This is a genomic window from Bacillus cereus group sp. BfR-BA-01350, from assembly GCF_022663775.1.
GTDB lineage: Bacteria > Bacillota > Bacilli > Bacillales > Bacillaceae_G > Bacillus_A > Bacillus_A paranthracis.
This window is the reverse complement of the sequence record NZ_JAKUGD010000002.1, coordinates 608,682-632,582: the sequence shown is the minus strand read 5'-3', so window position 1 is coordinate 632,582 and position 23,901 is coordinate 608,682. Positions and strand designations below refer to the sequence as shown.

Genomic DNA, 23,901 nt, shown 5'->3' with positions numbered 1-23,901 from the left:
TCAGGGGAAGAGACCCTATTTTATATAAAGCATTTATAAGTAAAAAGATGAGGTGTGAAATAAGGGGTAGCGTCGATCATAGTTGCTACTCTTTATTTTGTTAATAACACCGATATTAGTTATAAAGTTTTTTAAGATAATGGAACAAATTTATTTCGGTGATTGTCTATTATATGTAAGTAAAAAAAGTGTTAAGAACTTGAAAGGAATGATGATTTTGAAAAATAAGAGGATGCTAAAAATAGGAATATGCGTTGGTATATTAGGTATAAGTCTTACAGGTCTAGAAACTTTTAAAGGAGGAACATTGCAAGTTGAAGCGAAAGAAAAGACTGGACAAGTGAAACATAAAAATCAGGCGACACATAAAGAATTCTCTAAACTTGAGCAAAAATTTGATGCTCGATTAGGTGTATATGCGATTGATACTGGTTCAAATCAAACAATCTCTTATCGACCTAACGAAAGGTTTGCCTTTGCATCAACTTATAAGGCTTTAGCAGCAGGAGTATTACTACAGCAAAACTCTACTGAGAAATTAAATGAAGTTATTACTTATACGAAAGAAGACTTAGTGAATTATTCACCTGTTACAGAGAAATATGTAGATACTGGAATGACACTAGGAGAAATTGCGGAGGCTGCTGTTCGTTACAGTGATAATACTGCAGGGAATATTTTATTTAACAAAATAGGTGGACCGAAAGGGTATGAAAAAGCGCTTAGACAGATGGGGGACCGGGTTACTATGTCTGATCGTTTTGAAACAGAATTAAACGAGGCTATTCCAGGAGATATTCGTGATACTAGTACAGCGAAAGCAATTGCTACGAATCTTAAAGCTTTTACGGTCGGAAATGCACTTCCTGCTGAAAAACGTAAGATACTTACAGAGTGGATGAAAGGAAATGCGACAGGAGACAAACTTATTCGTGCAGGCGTGCCAACTGACTGGGTAGTTGCAGATAAATCAGGTGCTGGAAGTTACGGGACACGAAATGATATTGCGATCGTTTGGCCACCAAATAGAGCAGCTATTATCATCGCAATTTTATCTAGTAAAGATGAGAAAGAGGCTACCTATGATAATCAACTAATTAAAGAGGCGGCTGAAGTTGTAATCGATGCTATTAAATAATACTCTCTTAGTTATTTCAGTTCTTTACCATATGTTATTGGATGTATAAAATTAGAAAACGATTCTTTTTCGTATGAAAAGAATCGTTTTTGTGTTTTTATTATTAAGAGGATAAAGGTAAAATAAATATATATGACGTATCCGATGTGAAATTTCATGTACTGTACTATATTCAATAAAAATCAAAAATGTATCATATAATTCTGTTAACATAAAATAAGTGTTTTATGAAAATAAAAGGAGAGAATATGAAGAGAAATATTAATAGAATCATATTGTTTATTGGCATATTAGTAGCTTTTATTACTTTTTTATATTTACAGAACAATTTAATAGGTATAACTGAGGTTAAAATAACCTCTAGTAAAATACCCTCCTCTTTTAAAGGGTATAAAATTCTACAAATTTCAGACTTACACAATAAACAATTTGGCGATAAACAAGATGTGTTAATTCAAAAAATTGAAAGCATAGACCCAGATATTATTGCGATTACGGGTGATTTAATTGACAGTAAATCATACGATGCAGAAGTTAGTATGCAATTAATACGAGAAATTGTAAAGAAGTATCCTGTATATTTTGTGACAGGAAACCATGAACAATGGTCTGGAAAGTATAACCGTTTAGAAAAAGAGTTGAAGAAATATGATGTCAATGTTTTAAGGAATGAACATGTAAGCATTCGAAAGGGTGAGCAAGAAATAAACTTGCTAGGTATTGATGATCCAGAGTTTGGTACTGGAAACCGTGATGAAGGAAATATTATAATAGATGAAATTAAAAAAGCAAAAATTGAAATGCAGCCAGATAGATATAATGTATTATTATCCCACAGGCCTGAATTTATAAAGGAATATACGAATGAGAGGTTGGATTTGGTTTTATCGGGACATGCTCATGGAGGGCAAGTTAGATTGCCATTTATTGGCGGGTTAGTTGCTCCAAATCAAGGTGTTTTACCTAAATATACAGCAGGTTTATATGTAGAACAAAATACATCAATGGTAGTGAGTAGAGGATTAGGAAATAGTATCATTCCGCAAAGAATTTTGAATAGGCCAGAGATTGTAGTCGTGCAGCTAAATTAAGTTGTACGATTTTTTTATACAATAATGAGTAAAGGTGTTTTATGTATTTTGCAGGAGTTAACATTACAATTTTGTTAAAAATTTTCTACGTTACATAAAGTAACAAAATTTGACCCTGATTGTTTGTTATAGTGTAAATAATCAAAAAACTTAAAATTTGTCGAGTGAAAATTGTGATAAGTAATTCATGTAAAAAACTTAAAGGGGTGTACACATGCATAAAGAATACGAAATTGAAGAGTATACGGCGATTGAGGAACAAATACATTATTATTGTAAATGTTTATTAGTAACTCATCCTGATCAAATTATAAAGTATTTAGAAAAAAGATTAGAAAAATATGCAGAAACATTACAATATGCACATTTATATCCCGACACAGTTATATTACCGTTACAGCAATTAGTTATCGAATATTCTTTAGATGTTGCTAGAATTAGAAAGTATATGAATTTAAAAACGTAAAGTAAAATTTATAGTTTAAATGAAACAGAGTCGACTTTAGGAAATGAAATTCTAATGTCGACTCTGTTTCATTGTTTAATATCGTCGAGTGAAAATACATACTAATCAATGAAGTTTGACATATAATTACGCAAGAGTAAAATAAAAGTGAGTACTCACTCATTTTAGAGAAGGGGGAAGAATATGTGAAGCAACCTGCCATTATTTTACGGACTGTATCAAAAAGTTTTGGGAAAAAAGAAGTTTTACACAATCTTTCATTACAAGTTGAAAAAGCAGAGATATTTGGTTTAGTTGGGCCTTCAGGTTCAGGGAAAACGACTCTTATTAAATTGATTGCGGGTATTAATGAGGCAACGGAAGGTGAAGTGATTGTTAATCATACTAATATGCCTAATTTAAATGAAATGAAAAGAATTGGTTATATGGCTCAGGCTGATGCATTATACGAAGAATTATCAGCATATGAAAATGCAGATTTTATGGCAACGATGTATGGATTAAAGGGAAAGCATAAAAAAGAAAGAATTGAAGAGGTTTTTGATCTCGTACAATTATCACAACATATGAAAAAGCAAGTGCAGCATTTTTCAGGCGGGATGAAGAAGCGTTTATCATTAGCAATAGCACTCCTTCATGAACCAGAAATATTAATTTTAGATGAGCCAACAGTGGGGATAGATCCGCTTCTTAGAAAAACGATTTGGGAAAAATTTTATGATTTGAAAAAGAAAGGCACTACCATTATTGTAACAACACACATTATGGACGAAGCTGAATTTTGTGAACGCCTAGGGTTAATTAGAGAAGGAAAGCTAGTTGCGAATGGAACACCTGAAGAATTGAAAAAATGGGTATCATCAGGACGAATTGAAGATGTCTTTTTGCTGGAAGAGGTGACTCTATCATGAGAGTTACCGGTGTAATCATTCGTATTATTCGCCAATTTTTTCGAGATAAACGTTCGTTAGCGATGATGTTTGGGGCACCTATGTTATTACTTTGGTTATTGTCACTAGTGTTTACACAAAAAGACTATGTACCGCATATTGCTGTTGTTGATATGCCCGCTCAGTTAGTAAAAGTGATGAAAAATCAGGAAGCGTCAATTTATGAATATAATATAGAAAAGGCAATGTCTGAGCTGGAAAATCAAAAGGTAGATGCAGTCATTCGTTTAGAAAATGGAAAAATGAATATTGTATTAGAAGGTAGCGATTCGTCAAAAAATCGTGCTGTACTTCAAATATTACAAAAAAGTACAGAGAAGAACGATATATCGATTATGAAACCTGAAGTGAATTATTTACATGGCTCTAAAAACTTTACAATGTTTGATGGACTTGGTCCTGTATTAATCGGTTTCTTTACCTTTTTCTTTGTATTCATTTTATCAGGGGTGTCTTTCGTAAGAGAACGTTTAAGTGGTACTTTAGAAAGGTTATTATCAACTCCAATTAAAAGATGGGAAATAGTTGTAGGATATATTATTGGTTTTGGGATCTTTGCATTTATACAATCCATTATTATCGTAAGTTTTTCAGTTTACATTTTAGACTTGTATGTAGCTGGCTCCATATGGCTAACGCTACTTATTACATGTATGCTTTCTTTAACGGCATTAACTTTAGGGACGTTTTTATCGGCATACGCAAATAATGAATTTCAAATGATCCAGTTTATACCGCTTGTCATTGTGCCACAAATTTTCTTTTCTGGTTTGTTTCCAATTGAATCGATGAATAAGTGGCTTCAAATGTTAGGGAAATTATTTCCACTCACATATGGCGCTGACGCAATGAGACAGGTGATGATTCGAAATCAAGGATTTACAGAGATTGCATTAGATCTTACCGTATTATTACTTTTTTCAATATTATTTGCAGTAGGAAATGTATTTGCTTTAAAGAAACATCGCAAAATATAAAAATGACAAAAAGGGGCTTTATAAATGCAGAAAGATTGGTTGGAGGAATTAATAGCTGCAACTAACACAGATAAACGAAATGAACGTCAAATGCGTATATTAGAGGCGGCTGTTGATATGTTTGGAGAAAAAGGTTATGCTGCAACTTCAACAAGTGAAATTGCAAAACGGGCTGGTGTAGCGGAAGGAACAATCTTCCGCTACTATAAAACGAAAAAAGATTTATTATTAGCAGTCGTCATGCCGACATTAACAAAGTTTGCTGCACCATTTTTCGTACAAGCCTTCGCAAAGGAAATATTTAAATCGGAGTATGAATCGTATGAAGGGCTTCTAAGAGTTATTATTCATAATAGATTTGAATTTGCAAAAAAGCATTTTCCAATGATAAAAATATTAATTCAAGAAGTGCCATTTCAGCCAGAACTGAAAAATGAGATACAACAACTAGTAGAAACAGAGTTGCTTTCCCATTTTAAAAAGTTAATTGCAAAGTTTCAAGTAGAAGGGGAGATTATTGAGATGCCCCCATCTTCTGTTTTACGACTTACTTTATCAGCTGTATTAGGTTTATTATTAACACGGTTTTTATTATTGCCTGAAGAAAAATGGGATGATGAAACTGAAATTGAAAATACGATTCAGTTTATATTGTACGGATTAACGCCACGAAATTAATCGTCGAAGTATGAATTACATATGTTACATTTAAGTAAAATAATAAATCGCCTTTAAAAAGGCGATTTATATTTGTTATATTTTTGATAAATAAGTACTTGTTTACTAAAAACATTCTAAATTAACGTACTTCTTTGTCTCTTCTTCTAAGACCTAATAATCCTGCTAGTCCTAATAAACCGAGCCAAGCCCAATTATTATTTCTATCACGATTATCATTTAAATCATTTGTTGTATTTACATTTCGAGTTCTTACATCATTATTAACTCTGTCTAAGTTATTGTCATTCACTCGAGTTGAAATGTCAGTGTTATTAACTCTATTCATATTAGTTCCATCGTATTCAGCATGGGCAGATGTACCTAAAAACATAATAGAAAGTGCTAAAACACTTACAATAGATGATAATTTCTTCTTCATAACGATCCCTCCTTTCTTACGTGTTAATTTCTCCAGAGTATGTGTATATTATTCGTTTCACAGTATTTAAACCGTCATTATAGAGGGCGCATTTATAGAAAATAGAGTTGAATGATTGCAAATATATCATTTGCTATATTTGCAATTATAAAATTAAAGGAATCAAACTTTGCTTAAAATGTTAATATTAGTACAATTTATATTATACGGACTAGCACTAAGGAGGTAATGAAATGCGGCAATTTGCAAAACCTACAATCGTTGTAAGTAAATGTTTAGAGTTTGATGCTTGTCGTTATAATGGAGAGATGATTCCGGATGTAACAATACGAAATTTGCAGCCATTTGTTACATTTATACCTGTTTGTCCAGAAGTCGAGATTGGATTGGGGACTCCTCGTGAAACGATACGAATTGTAGAAGAAAACGGTTTGAATAGACTTGTGCAACCGTCGACACGAGAAGATGTAACTGAAAAAATGGAGCAGTTTTCAAATGACTTTTTACAAACGTTATCGGATGTGGATGGTTTTATTTTAAAAAATCGTTCGCCAAGTTGTGGTACGCGTGATGTGAAAATTTATTCTAGTTTTGAAAAAGCGCCAGCAAAGGGAAAAGGATCTGGCTTATTTGGCGGAGCAGTAGTAAAAAATTTTTCGCATCTTCCAATTGAAGAAGAAGGCAGATTGTCGAATTTTATTATTAGAGAGCATTTCTTTACAAGGTTATTTACAATCGCATATTACAAGATGATTAAACGTAATAAAAATATGAAAGACCTCGTATCGTTTCAGTCGGATAATAAATATTTATTTATGGCATATAATCAGGTGAAACAAAAGGAATTAGGGCGTATTATTGCAAATCAAAAAAATGAAACGATCGAAGTTGTATTTGAAAACTATGAGAAGAATTTATATGAATTATTTATGCGCACACCCCGCTATACATCAAATGTAAATGTATGTGAGCATATTTTTGGATACTTTAAAACAAAGCTGAAAAAACAAGAAAAAGATCATTTTTTAAATTTAATACAAAAGTATATAGAAAAGAAAATTCCGCTTAGTAGCTTACTTGCAATTTTAAAATCATGGGCTCTTCGATTTGATGAAAAGTATTTATTAAGACAAACATATTTCGAACCATATCCTGAAGCTTTAGTAGAGATTTCAGATTCAGGTAAAGGTAGAGATTATTAAACATAAAATTACATAATTCGACAAGGAAACTCCTATGTTGTTGTAGAACAATGTAGGAATTTTTTTGTGCATTAGTACAGAATCTGTTTTAAAATTAAATTATGACAGAATTATAACAATTATCTAACTAATGTTCTTGTCTTTTCATTCGTAATGTTTGTAGTAGAAACTCGCACGCTGTCGAAACTCAATATTCGATAAGGGGTGTGTAGCGGAATGGAATTTACTCTAACTCGCGAAAAACAAATGATTAAAGAAATGGTACGTGACTTTGCTGAAAAGGAAATCGCACCAAAAGCTGTGTATTATGACAAAACTGCAGAGTTTCCATATGAAACATTTCAAAAAATGGGCGAACTAGGATTATTAGGCATCCCATTCCCAGAAGAGTATGGAGGTTCAGGTGGCGATACAGTATCGTACGCGTTAGCAGTTGAAGAAATTGGTCGTGCTTGTGGTGGGACAGGATTAAGTTACGCTGCAACAATTTCATTAGGTGCTTCTCCAATTTATTATTTCGGTACAGAAGAACAAAAACAGAAATATTTAGTTCCAATGGCATCAGGCAAAACTTTAGGTGCTTTCGGATTAACTGAGCCGAATGCTGGATCTGATGCAGGTGGCACACAAACGAAAGCTATATTAGACGGAGACGAGTATGTTATTAGTGGTGAGAAGTGTTGGATTACAAATGCAGAGTATGCAAATACAATTATTGTAACCGCTGTCAACGGTGTTGAAGAGAATGGTAGAAAACGTATTTCTGCATTTATCGTACCGACTACTAGTGAAGGGTTAACGATTTCAAGCCCTTACGATAAGATGGGCGTACGTGCTTCTAATACTTGTGAAATCGTACTTGATGGTGTACGTGTGCCGAAAGAAAATATACTTGGTGATGTAAATAAAGGGTTTAAACAATTCTTATATACACTTGATGGAGGACGTATTTCAATCGCAGCATTAGCTGTTGGTATTGCACAATCTGCATTTGAACGTGCACTGCAATATGCGAAAGAACGTCAACAATTTGGAAAATCAATTTCTAATTTCCAAGCGATTCAATTTAAATTAGCTGATATGGCAACTGAAGTAGAGCTAGCGCGTAATTTAGTACATAAAGCAGCTTGGTTAAAAGATAACGATAAACCTTTCGGTAAAGAAGCGGCTATGGCAAAACTTTTCGCATCTGAAGCAGCAAGCCGTATTGCAAATCAAGCAGTACAAATTCACGGTGGATATGGCTATATGCGTGAATATGAAGTAGAACGACATATTCGTGATGCAAAACTATTAGAAATTGGTGAAGGAACTTCTGAAATTCAACGTCTCGTAATTGCTAGACATTTAGGATGTAGATAAAAAGGAGGAATCACTATGTTTCAAAAAATATTAATTGCTAATCGCGGGGAAATTGCAGTTCGTATTATGAAAACTTGTCAAAAACTTGGCATTCGCACTGTTGCTATTTATTCTGAGGCAGATGAAAATGCCTTGCATGTAAAAATGGCAAATGAAGCTTACTTAGTAGGTGGGCCACGTGTCCAAGAAAGCTATTTAAACCTTGAAAAAATTATTGAAATAGCTAAGAAGACAAATGCTGAAGCAATCCACCCAGGGTATGGATTATTATCTGAGAATCCATCTTTTCCGGTTCGTTGTAAAGAAGAAGGAATCGTATTTATCGGTCCATCAGAAGAAATCATTACGAAGATGGGAAGTAAAATCGAATCACGTATTGCGATGCAAGCTGCAGATGTGCCAGTAGTTCCGGGTATTACTACAAATATTGAAACTGCTGAAGAAGCAATTGAAATTGCTAAACAAATTGGTTACCCATTAATGTTGAAGGCATCCGCAGGCGGCGGAGGCATTGGAATGCAGTTGATGGAAACTGAGCAAACGCTCACCAAAGCATTTGAAAGCAACAAAACAAGAGCACAAAACTTCTTCGGTAACGGAGAAATGTATTTAGAGCGCTATATTGCAGATGCACATCATATTGAAATTCAGCTTTTAGCAGATACACATGGTAACACAGTGTATTTATGGGAGCGTGAATGTTCAGTACAGCGCCGAAATCAGAAAGTAATTGAAGAAGCACCTTCACCATTTTTAGATGAAGGTACACGAAAAGCGATGGGTGAAGTTGCTGTACAAGCTGCTAAAGCTTTAGGATATACAAATGCTGGTACAGTTGAGTTTCTAGTAGATAATCAGAAGAACTTCTATTTCTTAGAGATGAATACGAGATTACAAGTAGAGCATCCAGTTACAGAAGAAATTACTGGTTTAGATCTTGTAGAACAACAACTTCTAATTGCATGTGGTGAAAAATTATCGTTTACACAAGATGATATAAAACGTAGTGGTCATGCCATTGAGGCACGTATTTATGCAGAAGATCCGAAAACTTTCTTCCCATCACCTGGGAAAATTACAGATTTAACGCTTCCAACAAACGTACGTATTGATCACTTTTTGGAGAATCAAGTAACGATTACACCTTTCTATGATCCAATGATTGCGAAAGTCATTGCTCATGGTGAAACGCGTGAAGAAGCAATTTCAAAATTACATGATGCTTTAGAAGAATTAAAAGTAGAAGGTATTAAAACAAACACGCCAATGCTACTTCAAGTATTGGAAGATGATGTGTTCAAAAGTGGTATTTATACAACGGGTTTTGTAACGAAACAACTTGTTAAAAAATAAGATTTAACAATACTAAGGGGGAAAAAATGATGACGAAAGTATATGCATCGATGGCAGGAAATGTATGGAAGATTGTTGTAGGAGTAGGAGATACAGTAGAGGAAGAGCAAGATGTCGTCATTTTGGAATCTATGAAAATGGAAATTCCAATCGTTTCAGAAGAAGCTGGCACAGTTATGAAAATTAATGTGCAAGAAGGCGATTTTGTAAATGAAGGAGATGTATTACTAGAAATTGAATAGGGAGATATAGGGGGAAGCGAATTGAAACTACCTAATTTTGCTGTCATTAAAGAAGTCGGGCCACGTGATGGCTTACAAAATGAAAAAAAGATTGTTGGCACAAAAGATAAAGTAAAATGGATTCAACTACTTACAGAGGCTGGATTATCGTACGTTGAAGTTTCCTCATTCGTTCACCCTAAATGGGTCCCTGCATTAGCAGATGCAAATGATGTGTTTTCAGAGCTGAAAAGGGACCCAAATGTTACATATGCAGCGCTTGTTCCAAATCAAAATGGTTTGGAACGAGCTTTTTTGCAAAATGTAGATGAGGTGAATGTTTTTTTATCAGCAAGTGAATCTCATAATAAAAGTAATATTAATAAATCCATTAAAGAAGCATTAGTTGTAATTGAAGATATAACAAAACAGGCGTTATTTGAAGGTAAAAAGGTAAGAGGCTATGTTTCTACTGTATTTGGATGTCCTTATGAAGGGGATATAAGCGTCATAGCAGTTGACGAATTATGTGATCAACTATTTTCATACGGCATTTATGAAGTGTCTCTTGGTGACACAATCGGAGTAGCGAATCCGTTACAAGTAGAGCGAGTATTAGAGCATTTATTAAAGAAATATGATGCTTCGCAGTTTGCAATGCACTTCCATAATACGTACGGAATGGCTCTTGCGAATGTAGTAAAGTCTTTAGAATACGGTATTACAACATTTGATAGTTCTTGTGGTGGTCTTGGCGGCTGTCCATATGCACCCGGAGCATCGGGCAATGTTGCAACTGATGACTTAGTTCATATGCTCCATAAGTTAGGGGTCCAAACGAATATTGATGAAGAGAAGTTATTGAGAGCGAGTCAATTTATTCAAAGTAAGTTAAATATCCAATTACCGAGTCATGTGTATAGAGCGCTTCAACATAAAACGATAAGTAGGTGAGAAGATGCTACAATTACAAAATATTTCAGTTGATTATGTAACACCGCACGTTGTAAAGATTTCATTAAATCGTGAAAGACAAGCAAACTCATTATCTTTAGCGTTATTAGAAGAGTTACAAAACATATTAACTCAAATAAATGAAGAGGCAAATACTCGTGTAGTTATTCTAACAGGTGCTGGTGAAAAAGCGTTTTGTGCTGGTGCTGATTTAAAAGAACGTGCTGGCATGAATGATGAACAAGTTCGCCATGCTGTTAGTATGATTCGTACTACTATGGAAATGGTTGAACAATTACCACAGCCAGTTATTGCTGCTATAAATGGAATCGCACTTGGTGGTGGTACGGAATTAAGTTTAGCTTGTGATTTTAGAATTGCGGCTGAATCTGCAAGTCTTGGTCTTACTGAAACTACACTTGCAATTATACCAGGAGCAGGTGGTACGCAGCGTTTGCCAAGATTAATTGGTGTTGGTAGAGCAAAAGAATTAATTTATACAGGTAGACGTATTTCAGCACAAGAAGCGAAAGAATATGGTCTAGTAGAATTTGTTGTACCAGCTCATTTACTTGAAGAGAAAGCGATTGAAATAGCAGAGAAAATTGCTAGTAATGGTCCGATTGCTGTTCGATTAGCGAAAGAAGCAATTTCAAACGGTATTCAAGTTGATTTACATACCGGATTACAAATGGAAAAACAAGCGTATGAAGGTGTAATCCATACGAAAGATAGAATAGAAGGATTACAAGCATTCAAGGAAAAACGCACACCAATGTATAAGGGGGAGTAAATATGATAGATCAAAAAGAACAATCGAATACATTTGAAGAACGAGTTGAAACGATTAAACAAGGCGGCGCACCAAAATATCATGAACAAAACAAAGCGAAAGGTAAACTATTCGTTCGAGATCGCTTAGCTCTTTTATTTGATAATGGTGAATATGTAGAAGATGCATTATTTGCAAATTGTGAACAAACAGGATTACCTGCTGATGGTGTTATAACGGCAACGGGTAAAATACATGGTCGCACAGCATGCGTGATGGCAAATGATTCAACTGTAAAAGCAGGATCATGGGGCGCACGTACAGTTGAAAAGATTTTGCGTATTCAAGAAACGGCAGAGAAATTACGTGTTCCGTTATTTTATTTAGTTGACTCTGCTGGAGCGCGTATTACGGATCAAGTTGAAATGTTCCCAGGGCGCCGCGGCGCAGGAAGAATCTTCTATAATCAAGTGAAATTATCAGGTAAAGTTCCGCAAGTATGCTTATTATTTGGACCTTCTGCAGCTGGTGGCGCATATATTCCAGCCTTTTGTGACGTTGTTATGATGGTAGAAGGAAATGCTTCTATGTATTTAGGATCTCCTCGTATGGCTGAGATGGTTATCGGTGAGAAGGTAACTTTAGAAGAAATGGGCGGAGCTCGTATGCATTGCTCTGTATCAGGATGCGGAGATGTTTTATGTAAAACAGAAGAAGATGCAATTACACAAGCAAGACAATACATTTCATATTTTCCAAACAACTACTTAGAAAAGACTCCATTGGTTACACCTCAAGAACCGAAACAATTCGATAAAACGTTAGAAGAAATCATTCCAGAAAATCAAAATGCTCCTTTCAATATGAAAGATCTTATTAATAGAGTTATTGATGAAGGTTCTTTCTATGAAGTGAAAAAATTATTTGCTCAAGAACTCATTACAGGTTTAGCACGTATCGATGGTAAGCCAGTAGGTATTATTGCAAATCAACCGCGAATGAAAGGCGGCGTATTATTTCACGATTCAGCTGATAAAGCAGCGAAGTTTATTAATTTATGCGATGCATATCATATTCCATTATTATTCCTTGCAGATGTACCTGGATTTATGATTGGTACAAAAGTAGAACGTGCTGGTATTATTCGTCACGGTGCAAAAATGATTTCCGCAATGAGTGAAGCAACTGTACCGAAAATTTCTATCGTTGTTCGTAAAGCATATGGTGCTGGTTTATATGCGATGGCAGGTCCAGCCTTTGAGCCAGATTGCTGCCTAGCATTACCGACAGCTTCTATTGCGGTAATGGGTCCAGAAGCCGCGGTCAATGCTGTATATGCAAATAAGATTGCAGCTTTACCAGAAGAAGAGCGTGATAGCTTCATTGCTGAAAAACGCGAAGAGTATAAGAAAGATATTGATATTTACCATTTAGCATCAGAGATGGTCATTGATGGTATTGTTCATCCAAACAATTTAAGGGAAGAGTTAAAAGGACGATTCGAAATGTATATGAGTAAATATCAAGTATTTACGGATCGTAAACATCCTGTTTATCCAGTTTAAAAGCCCTATTTAGGGCTTTCTTGCTCAAAAAGTCAAGGAGGGGAAAACATTGAAACAAGCAGTTTGGTTTCCAACAGAAGAGTATAAAGAAAAAACGCGTTTATATGGTTGGATGAAATCATTAGGCTATGAAGATTATGAAACGTTTTATAAAAAGTCAATTGAAGAAACAGCTTGGTTTTGGGGAGAAGCTGAGAAAGCAGTTGGCTATCAATGGATGAAACCTTATACAGAAGTGCTAGATTTAGAAAATGGTACGCCGTTTGCACAGTGGTATAATGGCGGAACATGTAATGTTGTAGAATCGGTTTTATCACGCTGGCTTGCAGACGATGAAACAAGAACACAACCAGCACTTCAGTATGAAGGGGAAAATGGAACTTCAAAATCATTTACATATGAAGAGCTTGATAGCTGGGTAAGTCGTGTTGCAAACGGTTTGAAACATGCAGGTATTGAAAAAGGTGACCGTGTCACAATTTATATGCCGATGATTCCAGAAACAGTTGTTGCGATGCTAGCGGTTATGAAGATCGGAGCAATTATTTCACCAATATTCTCAGGATTTGCGTCTGATGCAGTCATGACACGTGTGCAAGCGGCAGGATCTAAAATGATTATTACTGCAGATGGTTTTTCACGCCGAGGTAAAGTTGTTTCATTAAAAGATGAAGTAGATAAAGCTTGTGAAAATTGCCCAACTGTTGAAAAAGTTGTTATTGTTCGCCATGCAGGAAATGATTTTACACCACATAATTATGATTTCTCATGGAGTACGTTAGAAAAAGAAAAGCCATTTGTACATGCTGAAGAAATGCATAGTGATGATCCATTAATGCTCATTTATACATCAGGTACTACTGGAAAACCGAAAGGGACAGTACACACTCATGCTGGTTTCCCTTTGAAAGCAGCATTTGATGCAGGGTTTGGGATGAATATAAAACAAGGCGACCGCGTATTATGGGTAACTGATATGGGATGGATGATGGGACCATTTTTACTATTTGGCTCTCTCATTAATGGGGCAACAATGGTTATGTACGAAGGCGTTCCGGATTTCCCAGAAGCAGATCGTTTATGGGAGACAGTTGATAAATATAAAATTACACATCTCGGTATATCACCAACATTAATTCGTGCGTTAATGGCAAAAGGTGATGAGTATGTAAATAAACATTCGCTTAAGAGTTTAGAAGTATTCGCCTCAACAGGTGAGCCTTGGAATCCAGATCCTTGGATGTGGCTATTTGAAACGGTTGGAAAAAGTAATGTACCAATTTGTAACTATTCAGGCGGGACTGAAATTTCTGGTGGGATTTTCGGAAACGTCCTCATTAAACCAATTGCACCGATTAGCTTTAACGCTTCTTTACCAGGAATGGCCGCGGTTGTGCTCGATGATCAAGGTAATCCAATTCGTGATGAAGTTGGAGAATTATGTTTAGAGAAACCTTGGGTTGGTATGACGAAAAGTTTCTGGGAAGACGATGAGCGTTATGTGAACACATATTGGTCACGTTTTGAAAATAAATGGGTTCATGGTGACTGGGTGGTTTATGATGGTGAGCAATATATTATTACAGGACGCTCAGATGATACGCTAAACATTGCTGGAAAACGCATTGGACCTGCTGAATATGAATCTATTCTTGTGAAACATAATGATGTCATAGAAGCTGCCGCGATTGGTGTACCAGATGATGTAAAAGGTGAAGTTTGTCATTGTTTTGTAGTATTAAGAGATCATGTAACATTCACAGGAGAATTAAGGAAAGAATTAATGAGTTTAGTAAACTCTCATATTGGAAAAGCATTATGTCCAAAAGATATTCACGTTGTAGAAGATTTACCGAAAACACGTAATTCTAAAGTAATGCGACGCGTCATTAAAGCCGCTTATTTAGGAAAAGAATTAGGCGATTTATCGTCACTTGTGAATCCTGAGGTAGTTCCTTTTATTCAGGGGTTGCAGTCTAGCAAACTATAAAACTAGGAATGAGCTCTATTTAATTAGAGCTCATTTTTTGTATTAAATAATTATAGGAGAAAAATAGAAGTTGAAAACAAGAAGGGAGAAAGTATTGAGGGAGAATAATGAAGAAGTAAAAGATAGACGTTAAACTATGATGCTGTTTATATAAATCTAATTATATAAGTATTTTGCACCTCTTAAATTGAAAAATATAAAGAGCAGTCCGATTCTCTTAATAATTTCTAAATTTAATTAAGGTTGAGTGATGTTCGTTGTAATGCAACTAGCTAAAAACTTATCATTAAATGTAAGTGAACCCTCAACAGTGAATGGCATTGTAATTGTTAGATTCTTACTCACATAATCAAATCCAATTTCTTGTTCACACTCGCCGCAATTAACTGAAGAAGATATTAGTGTGCCAGATAAAATATTATAAACAATGGTTAAGCAAACTGGCTGAGTTAATCCTGGTAAAACACAAGGCATTGTATTTTAACCTCCTTTTCTATTAACAGGAAATGTAACAGGTTCGATCTTTGGAAAGTATTAATAGATTAGATTATAGTGTAGAAATAAAAAATATTGTACAACAAGATTTAAAATGAAAATAAAGTGTATGTTTTTTATTAATTTAGGAAGGGGAGAGGGAAAATAGAAGTTATACTTTTATTTTCCCCTGAAAAATTACTTAGATTAAGGTTGTGTTAAATTCGTTGTAACGCAACTTGCCTGGAATTTGTCATTGAATATAAGAGTACCTTCACCAGTAAATGGCACTCTAATAACTAGATTCTTACTAGTATAATCGAATTCCGTTTCTAGAGTACAACGTCCACAATCAACAGTAGAAGATATTAGTATACCCGATGAAACATTATAAACAAGCGTTAAACAAAGAGGCTGAGTTAAACCTGTAACAATACAAGACATCTGTTTACACCTCCAATGCTACTTATTAATAATAGTAAATGTAAATAGGACAACTTTTGAAACGGTACATGCGGAAAAATTACAACAAATAGATAGAATATTTTTTGTAATAGAAAGAAAGTTTTGAAGTAGATTTAAATAGTAATTTGATAGATCTTTCTAAAAAAATAGCTGTAACTCATATTTTCTATAGATACATACTGGCGTCTAATTATTGGTGGCCAGTTTTAAATTTTTAAATACAATTACTAAAGAGAATTTTTTTTGGGTTTTACATATATGAAGGGTTTAAATTAAAGGTAGAAACGGTAATGGATTAGTTTTTAATTAAAATAAAAAGATTTAGTACAAAAGTTTGTTTTTTCTTTTCTATGTTTTTGCCTCGTACACTTTGAAGCTAGTGGACATACTATATTAATAGAAATGACTAGGGGGTGAGATTTTGGGATCTCGTTATAGTAATTCTAGAAAAAAGTGTTCATGTAAACAGTGTTCAGGCAAACAGGATGATTGTTGGGATGTTTTTGAAGAGTGTAAAAAAGAACATGAAGAGCAAAATAAGGCATGTGACTGTTGCTGTGTACAAGGAATTAGAGATGAGCTGAGAAAGTTAGTAAACAGATCAGTGCGTATTACAACAGGGACTAATAATTATGCAGGAACTGTTTCTTCCGTCACTTGTGATGTTGTAAAGCTTGCTAATAGTGCTGGCGTAGTTACAGTAATTATTTCAGTTTGTAAAATTGAAGCGATTGAACCATTGTTAACATAGGAAACATAGCATAATTAGGTTATGTTTTTTGTAAAGCCATTCTTATGAATGGCTTTATTTTCATTTCGTATAAAAGGAGAATATATTCTATATATAGAAATAAGTTTGAGGATATATAGAATGGTGTATGAAAGGAGAATGAAGTTGATTAAACTAGAACCCTTTAAACGATCCGATTTCAAACAATTAATAAATTGGATTGATTCCGAAGGTTTTTTAATACAATGGTCAGGAAATGCATTTACATATCCCCTACATGAACAACAATTAGAAAAATATATAGAAAGTGAAAATACACTTGCATTCAAAGTAATAGATGAAGAGACTAAAGAAGTAATTGGTCATATTTCACTTGGGCAAATAGACAATATAAATAAATCTGCAAGGATTGGTAAAGTACTAGTTGGTGATACGAGAATGAGAGGACGTTCCATAGGGAAGCATATGATGAAAGCAGTACTTCATATTGCATTTGATGAATTAAAACTACATAGAGTAACGCTTGGTGTTTATGATTTTAATACGTCCGCCATTTCTTGTTATGAAAAAATAGGATTTGTAAAAGAAGGTTTATTAAGAGAGTCAAAAAAAGTAGGGGAAACGTATTGGAATTTATGGGAAATGAGTATTTTAGAATATGAATGGAGAGCTAAAAAATAATTGTTTCCTATAATTATGTTATGTTAATTAAAAGGGGATTGGGGGAAAATGATGAATAAAAAGACGAAAATCATTACAATTGCAGCTGTTTCAGGAGGAGGTAAAACTACTGTTACAGAAGGGTTAACTCATAAGTTAATGAATTCAAAAGCACTATATTTTGATAGCTACAGCTTTGATAACTGTCCTGCAGATATTTGTAAATGGATTGATGATGGAGCAAATTATAATGAATGGGTACTCACACCATTAATTAAGGATATTCAGCATCTTATACGAGATAGTAATATAGATTATATTATTGTAGATTATCCTTTTGCATACTTAAATAGTGAAATGCGACAATTCATTGATGTAACTATATTTATCGATACGCCTTTAGATATTGCGATGGCTAGAAGAATTTTACGAGATTTTAAGGAAGAAACAATGAGTGAAATACATAATGATTTAAAGCATTATATAACATATGCTAGAAAAGGCTATTTGGAGGCGCTTCATACTGTAAAGCCAAATTCAGATATTGTTTTGGATGGATCTTTATCTGTAGATGAAATACTTAATCAAATTGAAGAGGAACTGAATCGAAGAGAAGTGATCGTCAATGGTTAAATGTATAGAGGGATATGTACAAGTTGATGATTTTAAAATGTATTCAAGTATTCAAAAAGATGAGCCGCAATATATAATAGATGCTGTAAAGTGGATAATCGAGGTAGGGGAGAGATAAATGTGTACACTTTATTTCGATACAATTGGCAAGTAAGAGATGATTGGTTTAAGTGGTGTGAGCAACTTTCAGAGGGAGAATTACTCCGCAAACGTGTTGGTGGTGTTGGAAGTATTTTAGAAACACTATTTCATATTGTTGATGTTGAGTATAGCTGGATTAATGCGCTTCAAGAAAAAGAAGATCGGGCACCGCAGTTTAAAGAGTATCAATCAATCCAGAAAGTGAAAGCGCTATCTAATTTATATAACAGAGAATTAGAAGAGTTTTTACAAGTATGGTCTGCTAACTTAGAAGGTAAAATATTAAAAGCTTCGTGGGCAGATAAAACATATACATATGGTGAGGTCTTAAGGCACGTAATTGTACATGAAATTCACCATATCGGTCAGCTATCTATATGGGCGAGGGAGTTAAATCTTCGGCCTGTTTCAGCGAATTTAATTGGGAGAGGACTATAGATTTATAAAACGGCTTGCACTGTAAATGCAAGCCGTTTTATATATATAAGAAGATTTCCTAGTTGAAATCCTCGGATTTTTTCTGACGTATATGTAAGAACATTAAAATTGTTATAATGAAGAAAATTAACAATGTTTGTATAATCAAATTTTTAAATTGAAGCAAAACTGCCCAAGATGTAACAGCATCTTTAAACGCTTGGAGTGCAGAGTATGAAGAAGGATCAAAGCCGTACTGAAGTAACTTTTTTGTTTCAATAAAAGTACTGTTTTCATTTTTGGCGTCTAATATTACTGAAATAAGTCGAGTATCTCCTCGTTTTGCTGTACTGACAAAACTATAATTACCATTAGTTGAAAAACTAGTTTGTAAGCCATCAACACCTTGGTGTTTAATGTTTTTATTAAGGGAATATATCATTTTATTGGTGTTGAAAACTTTCGTATCTTTGAAGGTGAACTGGTAAGAGGTTAGTTTTGTAACGTTCAGTACATCTGGAAAGTCTGTTACTAATTGTGTTGCTAGTTTAGCAACTTCAATTGCTGTTGTAGTTGAAAGTTTATTTGTATCGTTATTCATTCCAGTAGCGTTTAGAAACGGAGATGATTGTGATAACTTTAGGTGTTTTGCTTTTTCATTCATTAACTGTGTGAATTTATCTTCGTTTCCAGCGATGTGTTCTGCAAGAGCAAGTGCGGAACGATTATTTCCTGTCAATAACAGTGTATGAAGTAAATCACGAACCGTCGTTTTATCTTTCGAAGTTACTTGTATAGGACTCGTTTCTGTTCGGAAAACTTCGTTACTTATTTTTACTACTTCATCTAACTGTATAGTTCCTTCATTTAGTTGTTCCAGTGTGATATATTCAGTCATTAATTTAGATAAAGTAGCCGATTGTATAGGAGTTTCTTCATTTTTTGTATAAACAACTTCACCTGAATGAGCATCTATTAAAATAGCTGATTTAGCTTGAATAATTGGGCCATTTACATAAAGATAAAAATATAAAACGATAAGTGCAGTAATAACAAAAGATAATAATAAAATTGTGAATTTTTTTAAGAATTGCATAAGCGATCCTCCTATTATGACATCGATAATAATATTGTAAAAAGGAATGCTTAATTAGGAAGAAAGAAAAGGTAAAGAATTTCTAAAGAATTATAAAGGATTATTAAATTTTGGATGTTACTGGAAAATAAAAGGTCCAATTTCTTATATTGTAAGAAATTGGACCTAAAATTAAGCTGTATTAACATTTATATGGTTGTAGTTTTACAGTGAATGTTGTTTTTTTGTCATCACTATACACTTCAATTGTTCCTTTATGCAATTCGACAATACTCTTTGCAATTGCCAATCCGAGTCCAGATCCACCAGTGTTTGTAGAGCGCGATTTCTCAACGCGATAAAAACGTTCAAAAATATGGGGTAAATCGGTACTTGGAATAGGTTGGCCGTAATTGGTTATATCGATTGCAATCATATTATTACTTTCATAAGCAGTAATATCAATATAATCACCATCGTTACCGTAAGCGATAGCATTAATAATTAGATTTTCAAATACGCGCACTAATTTGTCTCCATCAGCTAATACCATTAACTTCTTTGATGGGAAAAAGGGGCGACAATCAATATTAGCCTCTTGAAGCTGTATTCGAAATTGAACGGTTAATTGTCCGAGAAGTTCTACAATATCAATAGGGACAGAATATAAACTTAATTCTTTATTTTGAACACGTGTATATTCAAACAAATCATTCATTAACGCATTAAGACGAGTTACTTTATCGTAAATGACTTGTATATAATGCCGTAATTCTACTTCATCTCTATAATTATCATGGTGGATTAAATTCACGTATCCAACTATAGAGGTAAGTGGAGTACGTAAATCATGCGATACATTTGTAATCAGTTCGCTTTTTGCTTGTTCTGCCTGTCTTTCTTCATCAATCGAGACTTTCAATTGTTCAACAATTTGATTAACCCCGCTTGCTAACTCTTCTAGATAATTATGGTTTACGATAGAAACTTTATGATTGAAGTTCCCATTTGCAATATAACGAATCTCTTCTATCATTTTTTTAATACAAGTTTCATAGTAAAGCTTTCTTTCATGACGATAAAAAATGTATAGGTAGGATGAGAAAATAGAAAATAAAAATAAATAAGAGACAATCATCATCCATAGAGATTCTTTTATTCCTTTATATTTTTCATAACCAAAAATTCTAATGAATTCTTTGCCAAGTTCGCTTAACGTAAGCGAACTCTCAATTACACTCGTAACGAGGCGATATATAATTAATTCAGTAATAGGAGTGAGTGTGATAGCTAATAAGAGCCAAAAAATAAGTTTCCATTTCGGGATATCTTTTAATATATCAAATGCTTCATTTCTCAATTTTATAGCCTACTCCCCAAACAGTATGAATAAATTTTTCTCCATTCATTCCTGTTTCAAGCTTATCTCGTAAATTACTAATGTGGACCATTACAGTTTTATTTGAACCATAACCATCTTCATTCCAAACACGTTCAAATATTTCTTCAGAACTAAATACTCTTCCTGTATTACTCGCAAGTAAATATAAAATATCAAATTCAATAGATGTAAGCTTAATATATTCGCCATTTACTTTAACGGTATGATTATGTTTGTGTATTTCAGCAGAACGAATGCGAATCATACCATCTTCATTCTTTTGGGAAGTGGCATTTTGGAAGGATGATCGTCGTAGCAAAGCTTTCACTCTAGCTACTAATTCTAATGGATTAAATGGTTTAATCATATAATCATCGGCGCCTGTCATAAGTCCTAATATTTTATCCATATCTTCTGCTTTTGCACTCAGCATAAGAATAGGTACAGTATTATTTTCACGAACTTCTTGGCAAACTTCTAATCCATTTCGTTTTGGCATCATAATATCCAAAATCATAAGGTCAACTTCATATGTAGAAATCATTTGTAATGCTTCATCGCCATCATATGCTTTATAAATGTTATAGCCTTCATTTCGCAAATAAACAGCAAGTAATTCAACAATTTCTTTATCGTCATCAATAATTAATATATTTTTATTCATTATGTAGTTCCTTTCCTTACAAATCATTAACATTACTATAATATCAAACATTTATGTACTTGTAGCGATGATTCTGTATAAAATTTCATGTAACGTATTAAAAAAGGGATTACAACATTTATAACGAATACAAAACACAAGGATATTAAGATTATATATTATATTGAAAGTTAGTTTTAAGGAGGATTTACTATGTTATATAAGGAGATATATTCATTTTCTCCAACTGGAAAAATAGAAAATGATATTAAAGATTTTTTATTAAAATACAATCAGAAGCCTACATATAAACATTCAATTCGTGTAGCAAATGAGGCGAGGAAAATTGCAAAAATGTTTTATGAAGATGAAGAAAAAGCAGCAATCGCGGGATATTTACATGATATTAGTGCAATTTTTCCAAATGAAGTACGGATTGTAGTTGCTGAAGGATTCGGAATAGAGACATTAGAAGAAGAACGAAAATTCCCAATGATTATTCATCAAAAACTTTCTAGAGTACTCGCAAAAGAGATATTTAAAGTGCATGATGAAGAGACTTTAAATGCAATTTGTTGCCATACCACACTGCGTAAACATGCAACGAAGATGGATTTAGTGTTATTTGTTGCTGATAAAATAGAATGGGATCAAAATGGGACACCACCATACTTAGTAGAAGTAAAAAAGGGGTTAGAAAAATCTTTAGAACATGCAGCTTTTGCATATATTTCATATTTGTGGGATAGAAAAGACACGTTGAAAGTTTTACACCCTTGGCTAGAAGATGCATATTGGCAGTTAAAAGAAATTGTAGAGTAGAAAGAATATAAAATACAGTTAAAAGAATATATGAATGAAATATTTACTGGGGTTACATTAGTACCATACATATAATAAACACTTATTTGAAGATATATTTTCAAAAGAAGATAAAGTGTTTTTAATAGCAAATGCTTATTGACTTAAAAAGGGAAATATAAAAAATCCACAGAAAATAAATATATAGTCTATTTATTCAAAAAGAGATTTAAAATATCATACAAGACAAGAAACAATACTTGTTTATTTGAAGATGAAGAAACTGACTTGTATTGTACATATCAATTTTCATTAAAATATTTCGCTGGTGATATAAAGTATAAACGACTTATTAAAGCGGCGAATCATGAAGATTTACCAGGTCTTTATCCTCGTTTAGGACGCAAAAAAAGAAATTTCTTATCCAGATGTATTTCTCATAAATGCAACAAAAGATATTATCATGTTTATGTATGATGATAGAGGAAGTGAAGTAATTTCGAAGAATAAAGAAACAATACGAAATTTATATGAGAAATATAAAGAGTGGATTCCAGATTATAAAAGAGAAAGCATAGATAAATTATTTAAATGACAGTGAGGGAAGTGAAGTTTGTAATGAAACGTATTGCAATCGTAGCCGCTTGGGAACCTGAACTTACGTATTTGCATCAATCTTATCCAAGTGAACGCATTGAAAAAAGAGCCGCTTGGGAATTTCATTTTCATACTATAAATGATCTGGAAATTATTTCAGTTATAACTGGTGTTGGGAAGGTAAGCTGTGCTAGTTGTGTACAATTATTAATTAGTGAGTTTCAGCCGGATGAGTTGTTTATGACAGGGATATGCGGGAGTTTATCAAATAAGGTGAAAAATGGTCATATTGTAGTGGCACTGAACGCAATACAACACGATGTCACTGCTGCTGGTTCGGGCGAAGATGTTTTTAACTTATATAACGGTAGAACAGCACCTATTGAAACAACAAAATCACTTGTAAGAAGAATAAAAAAAATACGATCTTATGACCCGATTCATTTCGGTACATTTTTATCTGGAGATCAACGTATTCGTAGTTCAGAAATGAGATATTTACTGCATACTGTATATGGAGCATTAGCGGTTGATCAAGAAGTGGCAGCTTTTGCTTATGTGTGCCAAATCAATAACAAACCTTTTCTATGTTTAAAAGCTGCTTCAGATCAAGCGAATGATAAAACGAAAGAGGAACAAAAAATCTTTAAAATGTTAGCATGTGAACGAGCGTGTGAGCATTTAATTGCTTTTTTACGTGTATATGAGATTAATGTAGTAAATCATAGATAGTAAGAGGGGTTA

At 33.7% G+C, this 23,901-nt stretch carries 25 protein-coding genes and 2 pseudogenes; 22 read left to right on the top strand and 5 right to left on the bottom strand.

All coding sequences use genetic code 11. The features are described from left to right. Nucleotides 1-211: 211 nt before the first annotated feature. From bla to MR147_RS07415, 6 genes are all read left to right on the top strand, one after another. Nucleotides 212-1,138 (top strand): class A beta-lactamase Bla1, encoded by a 927-nt coding sequence (gene bla / locus MR147_RS07440; RefSeq protein WP_396022879.1) that lies wholly within the window; start codon nt 212-214, stop codon nt 1,136-1,138. A gap of 248 nt (nt 1,139-1,386) precedes the next feature. Next, nucleotides 1,387-2,229, top strand: a complete 843-nt coding sequence (locus MR147_RS07435) for a metallophosphoesterase (RefSeq protein WP_074610376.1) — start codon at nt 1,387-1,389, stop codon at nt 2,227-2,229. Nucleotides 2,230-2,443: 214 nt separating this feature from the next. Then, a complete protein-coding gene (locus MR147_RS07430) occupies nt 2,444-2,695 on the top strand; it encodes a hypothetical protein (RefSeq protein WP_000548624.1) in 252 nt (83 codons plus the stop codon). Between the two features lie 185 nt (nt 2,696-2,880). Further along, the gene (locus tag MR147_RS07425) at nt 2,881-3,606 is read left to right on the top strand and encodes an ABC transporter ATP-binding protein (protein ID WP_074610374.1); all 726 of its coding nucleotides are present in this window, start codon (nt 2,881-2,883) and stop codon (nt 3,604-3,606) included. Continuing rightward, a complete protein-coding gene (locus tag MR147_RS07420; RefSeq protein ID WP_001266741.1) occupies nt 3,603-4,622 on the top strand; it encodes an ABC transporter permease in 1,020 nt (339 codons plus the stop codon). Before MR147_RS07425 ends, MR147_RS07420 begins: the two co-directional genes overlap by 4 nt. Nucleotides 4,623-4,646: 24 nt before the next feature. Further along, a complete protein-coding gene (locus tag MR147_RS07415; RefSeq protein WP_074610371.1) occupies nt 4,647-5,300 on the top strand; it encodes a TetR/AcrR family transcriptional regulator in 654 nt (217 codons plus the stop codon). Between the two features lie 121 nt (nt 5,301-5,421). Here MR147_RS07415 and MR147_RS07410 read toward each other — a convergent pair whose 3' ends face one another. Then, nucleotides 5,422-5,721 carry a WGxxGxxG family protein gene (locus MR147_RS07410; RefSeq protein WP_000728162.1) on the bottom strand — a complete coding sequence of 100 codons (300 nt, stop codon included), beginning with the start codon at nt 5,719-5,721 and terminating at the stop codon, nt 5,422-5,424. A 233-nt stretch (nt 5,722-5,954) separates the two neighbouring features. Here MR147_RS07410 and MR147_RS07405 point away from each other — a divergent pair, with 233 nt between their 5' ends. The 8 genes from MR147_RS07405 (at nt 5,955) to MR147_RS07370 (ending at nt 15,140) form a co-directional block, all read left to right on the top strand. After that, complete coding sequence (locus tag MR147_RS07405) at nt 5,955-6,923, top strand: YbgA family protein (protein ID WP_074610369.1); 969 nt, start codon at nt 5,955-5,957, stop codon at nt 6,921-6,923. Nucleotides 6,924-7,139: 216 nt separating this feature from the next. Further along, complete coding sequence (locus MR147_RS07400) at nt 7,140-8,285, top strand: acyl-CoA dehydrogenase (protein WP_000397274.1); 1,146 nt, start codon at nt 7,140-7,142, stop codon at nt 8,283-8,285. 15 nt (nt 8,286-8,300) lie between these two features. Beyond that, nucleotides 8,301-9,638, top strand: coding sequence for an acetyl-CoA carboxylase biotin carboxylase subunit (locus tag MR147_RS07395; protein WP_242303891.1), 1,338 nt, complete (start codon nt 8,301-8,303; stop codon nt 9,636-9,638). A 26-nt stretch (nt 9,639-9,664) separates the two neighbouring features. Next, a complete protein-coding gene (locus MR147_RS07390) occupies nt 9,665-9,880 on the top strand; it encodes an acetyl-CoA carboxylase biotin carboxyl carrier protein subunit (RefSeq protein ID WP_001985297.1) in 216 nt (71 codons plus the stop codon). Between the two features lie 21 nt (nt 9,881-9,901). Beyond that, a complete protein-coding gene (gene mvaB, locus MR147_RS07385; protein ID WP_000775434.1) occupies nt 9,902-10,813 on the top strand; it encodes a hydroxymethylglutaryl-CoA lyase in 912 nt (303 codons plus the stop codon). A gap of 4 nt (nt 10,814-10,817) precedes the next feature. Beyond that, nucleotides 10,818-11,606: an enoyl-CoA hydratase gene (locus MR147_RS07380; protein ID WP_242303890.1), complete on the top strand. Its 789-nt coding sequence runs from the start codon at nt 10,818-10,820 to the stop codon at nt 11,604-11,606. Between the two features lie 2 nt (nt 11,607-11,608). Continuing rightward, entirely contained in the window at nt 11,609-13,150 is a 1,542-nt protein-coding gene (locus tag MR147_RS07375) for an acyl-CoA carboxylase subunit beta (RefSeq protein ID WP_000566937.1), read from the top strand. A gap of 49 nt (nt 13,151-13,199) precedes the next feature. Continuing rightward, on the top strand, nt 13,200-15,140 hold the full coding sequence (locus MR147_RS07370) for an AMP-binding protein (RefSeq protein ID WP_074610363.1): 1,941 nt from the start codon (nt 13,200-13,202) through the stop codon (nt 15,138-15,140). Nucleotides 15,141-15,377: 237 nt separating this feature from the next. On the opposite strand, the gene MR147_RS07365 is transcribed toward MR147_RS07370, so the two are convergent. Further along, a complete protein-coding gene (locus MR147_RS07365) occupies nt 15,378-15,614 on the bottom strand; it encodes a hypothetical protein (RefSeq protein ID WP_001112248.1) in 237 nt (78 codons plus the stop codon). Between the two features lie 886 nt (nt 15,615-16,500). Here MR147_RS07365 and exsK point away from each other — a divergent pair. The 5 genes and pseudogenes from exsK (at nt 16,501) to MR147_RS07340 (ending at nt 18,681) form a co-directional block, all read left to right on the top strand. Then, entirely contained in the window at nt 16,501-16,830 is a 330-nt protein-coding gene (gene exsK, locus MR147_RS07360) for an exosporium protein ExsK (RefSeq protein ID WP_000535712.1), read from the top strand. Between the two features lie 120 nt (nt 16,831-16,950). Next, a complete protein-coding gene (locus tag MR147_RS07355; RefSeq protein ID WP_242303889.1) occupies nt 16,951-17,490 on the top strand; it encodes a GNAT family N-acetyltransferase in 540 nt (179 codons plus the stop codon). Between the two features lie 51 nt (nt 17,491-17,541). Further along, entirely contained in the window at nt 17,542-18,102 is a 561-nt protein-coding gene (locus MR147_RS07350; protein ID WP_242303888.1) for a nucleoside/nucleotide kinase family protein, read from the top strand. Between the two features lie 49 nt (nt 18,103-18,151). Next, nucleotides 18,152-18,220: pseudogene (locus MR147_RS07345) on the top strand (alpha/beta hydrolase); the annotation flags it as partial. A 2-nt stretch (nt 18,221-18,222) separates the two neighbouring features. After that, nucleotides 18,223-18,681 carry a DinB family protein gene (locus MR147_RS07340; RefSeq protein WP_242303887.1) on the top strand — a complete coding sequence of 153 codons (459 nt, stop codon included), beginning with the start codon at nt 18,223-18,225 and terminating at the stop codon, nt 18,679-18,681. Nucleotides 18,682-18,739: 58 nt separating this feature from the next. On the opposite strand, the gene MR147_RS07335 is transcribed toward MR147_RS07340, so the two are convergent. The 3 genes from MR147_RS07335 to MR147_RS07325 form a co-directional block, all read right to left on the bottom strand. Beyond that, nucleotides 18,740-19,756: a D-alanyl-D-alanine carboxypeptidase family protein gene (locus MR147_RS07335; RefSeq protein WP_242303886.1), complete on the bottom strand. Its 1,017-nt coding sequence runs from the start codon at nt 19,754-19,756 to the stop codon at nt 18,740-18,742. Nucleotides 19,757-19,937: 181 nt separating this feature from the next. Further along, nucleotides 19,938-21,095 carry a sensor histidine kinase gene (locus MR147_RS07330; RefSeq protein WP_001243301.1) on the bottom strand — a complete coding sequence of 386 codons (1,158 nt, stop codon included), beginning with the start codon at nt 21,093-21,095 and terminating at the stop codon, nt 19,938-19,940. Next, the gene (locus MR147_RS07325; RefSeq protein ID WP_001038815.1) at nt 21,085-21,780 is read right to left on the bottom strand and encodes a response regulator transcription factor; all 696 of its coding nucleotides are present in this window, start codon (nt 21,778-21,780) and stop codon (nt 21,085-21,087) included. The genes MR147_RS07330 and MR147_RS07325 overlap by 11 nt, the downstream gene beginning before the upstream one ends. 192 nt (nt 21,781-21,972) lie before the next feature. Here MR147_RS07325 and yqeK point away from each other — a divergent pair, with 192 nt between their 5' ends. From yqeK to MR147_RS07310, 3 genes and pseudogenes are all read left to right on the top strand, one after another. Next, a complete protein-coding gene (gene yqeK / locus MR147_RS07320) occupies nt 21,973-22,581 on the top strand; it encodes a bis(5'-nucleosyl)-tetraphosphatase (symmetrical) YqeK (protein WP_242303885.1) in 609 nt (202 codons plus the stop codon). A 12-nt stretch (nt 22,582-22,593) separates the two neighbouring features. After that, nucleotides 22,594-23,155: pseudogene (locus MR147_RS07315) on the top strand (DUF3885 domain-containing protein). Continuing rightward, nucleotides 23,152-23,889 carry a phosphorylase family protein gene (locus MR147_RS07310; protein WP_000218304.1) on the top strand — a complete coding sequence of 246 codons (738 nt, stop codon included), beginning with the start codon at nt 23,152-23,154 and terminating at the stop codon, nt 23,887-23,889. Before MR147_RS07315 ends, MR147_RS07310 begins: the two are co-directional and overlap by 4 nt. Nucleotides 23,890-23,901 lie beyond the last annotated feature (12 nt).

Excerpts from the sequence above, each read along its gene's own strand:
- bla (WP_396022879.1), top strand. The coding sequence starts at position 212 with ATGATTTTGAAAAATAAGAGGATGCTAAAAATAGGAATATGCGTTGGT.
- MR147_RS07435 (WP_074610376.1), top strand. The coding sequence starts at position 1,387 with ATGAAGAGAAATATTAATAGAATCATATTGTTTATTGGCATATTAGTA.
- MR147_RS07430 (WP_000548624.1), top strand. The coding sequence starts at position 2,444 with ATGCATAAAGAATACGAAATTGAAGAGTATACGGCGATTGAGGAACAA.
- MR147_RS07420 (WP_001266741.1), top strand. The coding sequence starts at position 3,603 with ATGAGAGTTACCGGTGTAATCATTCGTATTATTCGCCAATTTTTTCGA.
- MR147_RS07415 (WP_074610371.1), top strand. The coding sequence starts at position 4,647 with ATGCAGAAAGATTGGTTGGAGGAATTAATAGCTGCAACTAACACAGAT.
- MR147_RS07410 (WP_000728162.1), bottom strand. The coding sequence starts at position 5,721 with ATGAAGAAGAAATTATCATCTATTGTAAGTGTTTTAGCACTTTCTATT.
- MR147_RS07405 (WP_074610369.1), top strand. The coding sequence starts at position 5,955 with ATGCGGCAATTTGCAAAACCTACAATCGTTGTAAGTAAATGTTTAGAG.
- MR147_RS07400 (WP_000397274.1), top strand. The coding sequence starts at position 7,140 with ATGGAATTTACTCTAACTCGCGAAAAACAAATGATTAAAGAAATGGTA.
- MR147_RS07395 (WP_242303891.1), top strand. The coding sequence starts at position 8,301 with ATGTTTCAAAAAATATTAATTGCTAATCGCGGGGAAATTGCAGTTCGT.
- MR147_RS07390 (WP_001985297.1), top strand. The coding sequence starts at position 9,665 with ATGATGACGAAAGTATATGCATCGATGGCAGGAAATGTATGGAAGATT.
- MR147_RS07380 (WP_242303890.1), top strand. The coding sequence starts at position 10,818 with ATGCTACAATTACAAAATATTTCAGTTGATTATGTAACACCGCACGTT.
- MR147_RS07375 (WP_000566937.1), top strand. The coding sequence starts at position 11,609 with ATGATAGATCAAAAAGAACAATCGAATACATTTGAAGAACGAGTTGAA.
- MR147_RS07365 (WP_001112248.1), bottom strand. The coding sequence starts at position 15,614 with ATGCCTTGTGTTTTACCAGGATTAACTCAGCCAGTTTGCTTAACCATT.
- MR147_RS07355 (WP_242303889.1), top strand. The coding sequence starts at position 16,951 with ATGGTGTATGAAAGGAGAATGAAGTTGATTAAACTAGAACCCTTTAAA.
- MR147_RS07350 (WP_242303888.1), top strand. The coding sequence starts at position 17,542 with ATGAATAAAAAGACGAAAATCATTACAATTGCAGCTGTTTCAGGAGGA.
- MR147_RS07335 (WP_242303886.1), bottom strand. The coding sequence starts at position 19,756 with ATGCAATTCTTAAAAAAATTCACAATTTTATTATTATCTTTTGTTATT.
- MR147_RS07325 (WP_001038815.1), bottom strand. The coding sequence starts at position 21,780 with ATGAATAAAAATATATTAATTATTGATGACGATAAAGAAATTGTTGAA.
- yqeK (WP_242303885.1), top strand. The coding sequence starts at position 21,973 with ATGTTATATAAGGAGATATATTCATTTTCTCCAACTGGAAAAATAGAA.
- MR147_RS07310 (WP_000218304.1), top strand. The coding sequence starts at position 23,152 with ATGACAGTGAGGGAAGTGAAGTTTGTAATGAAACGTATTGCAATCGTA.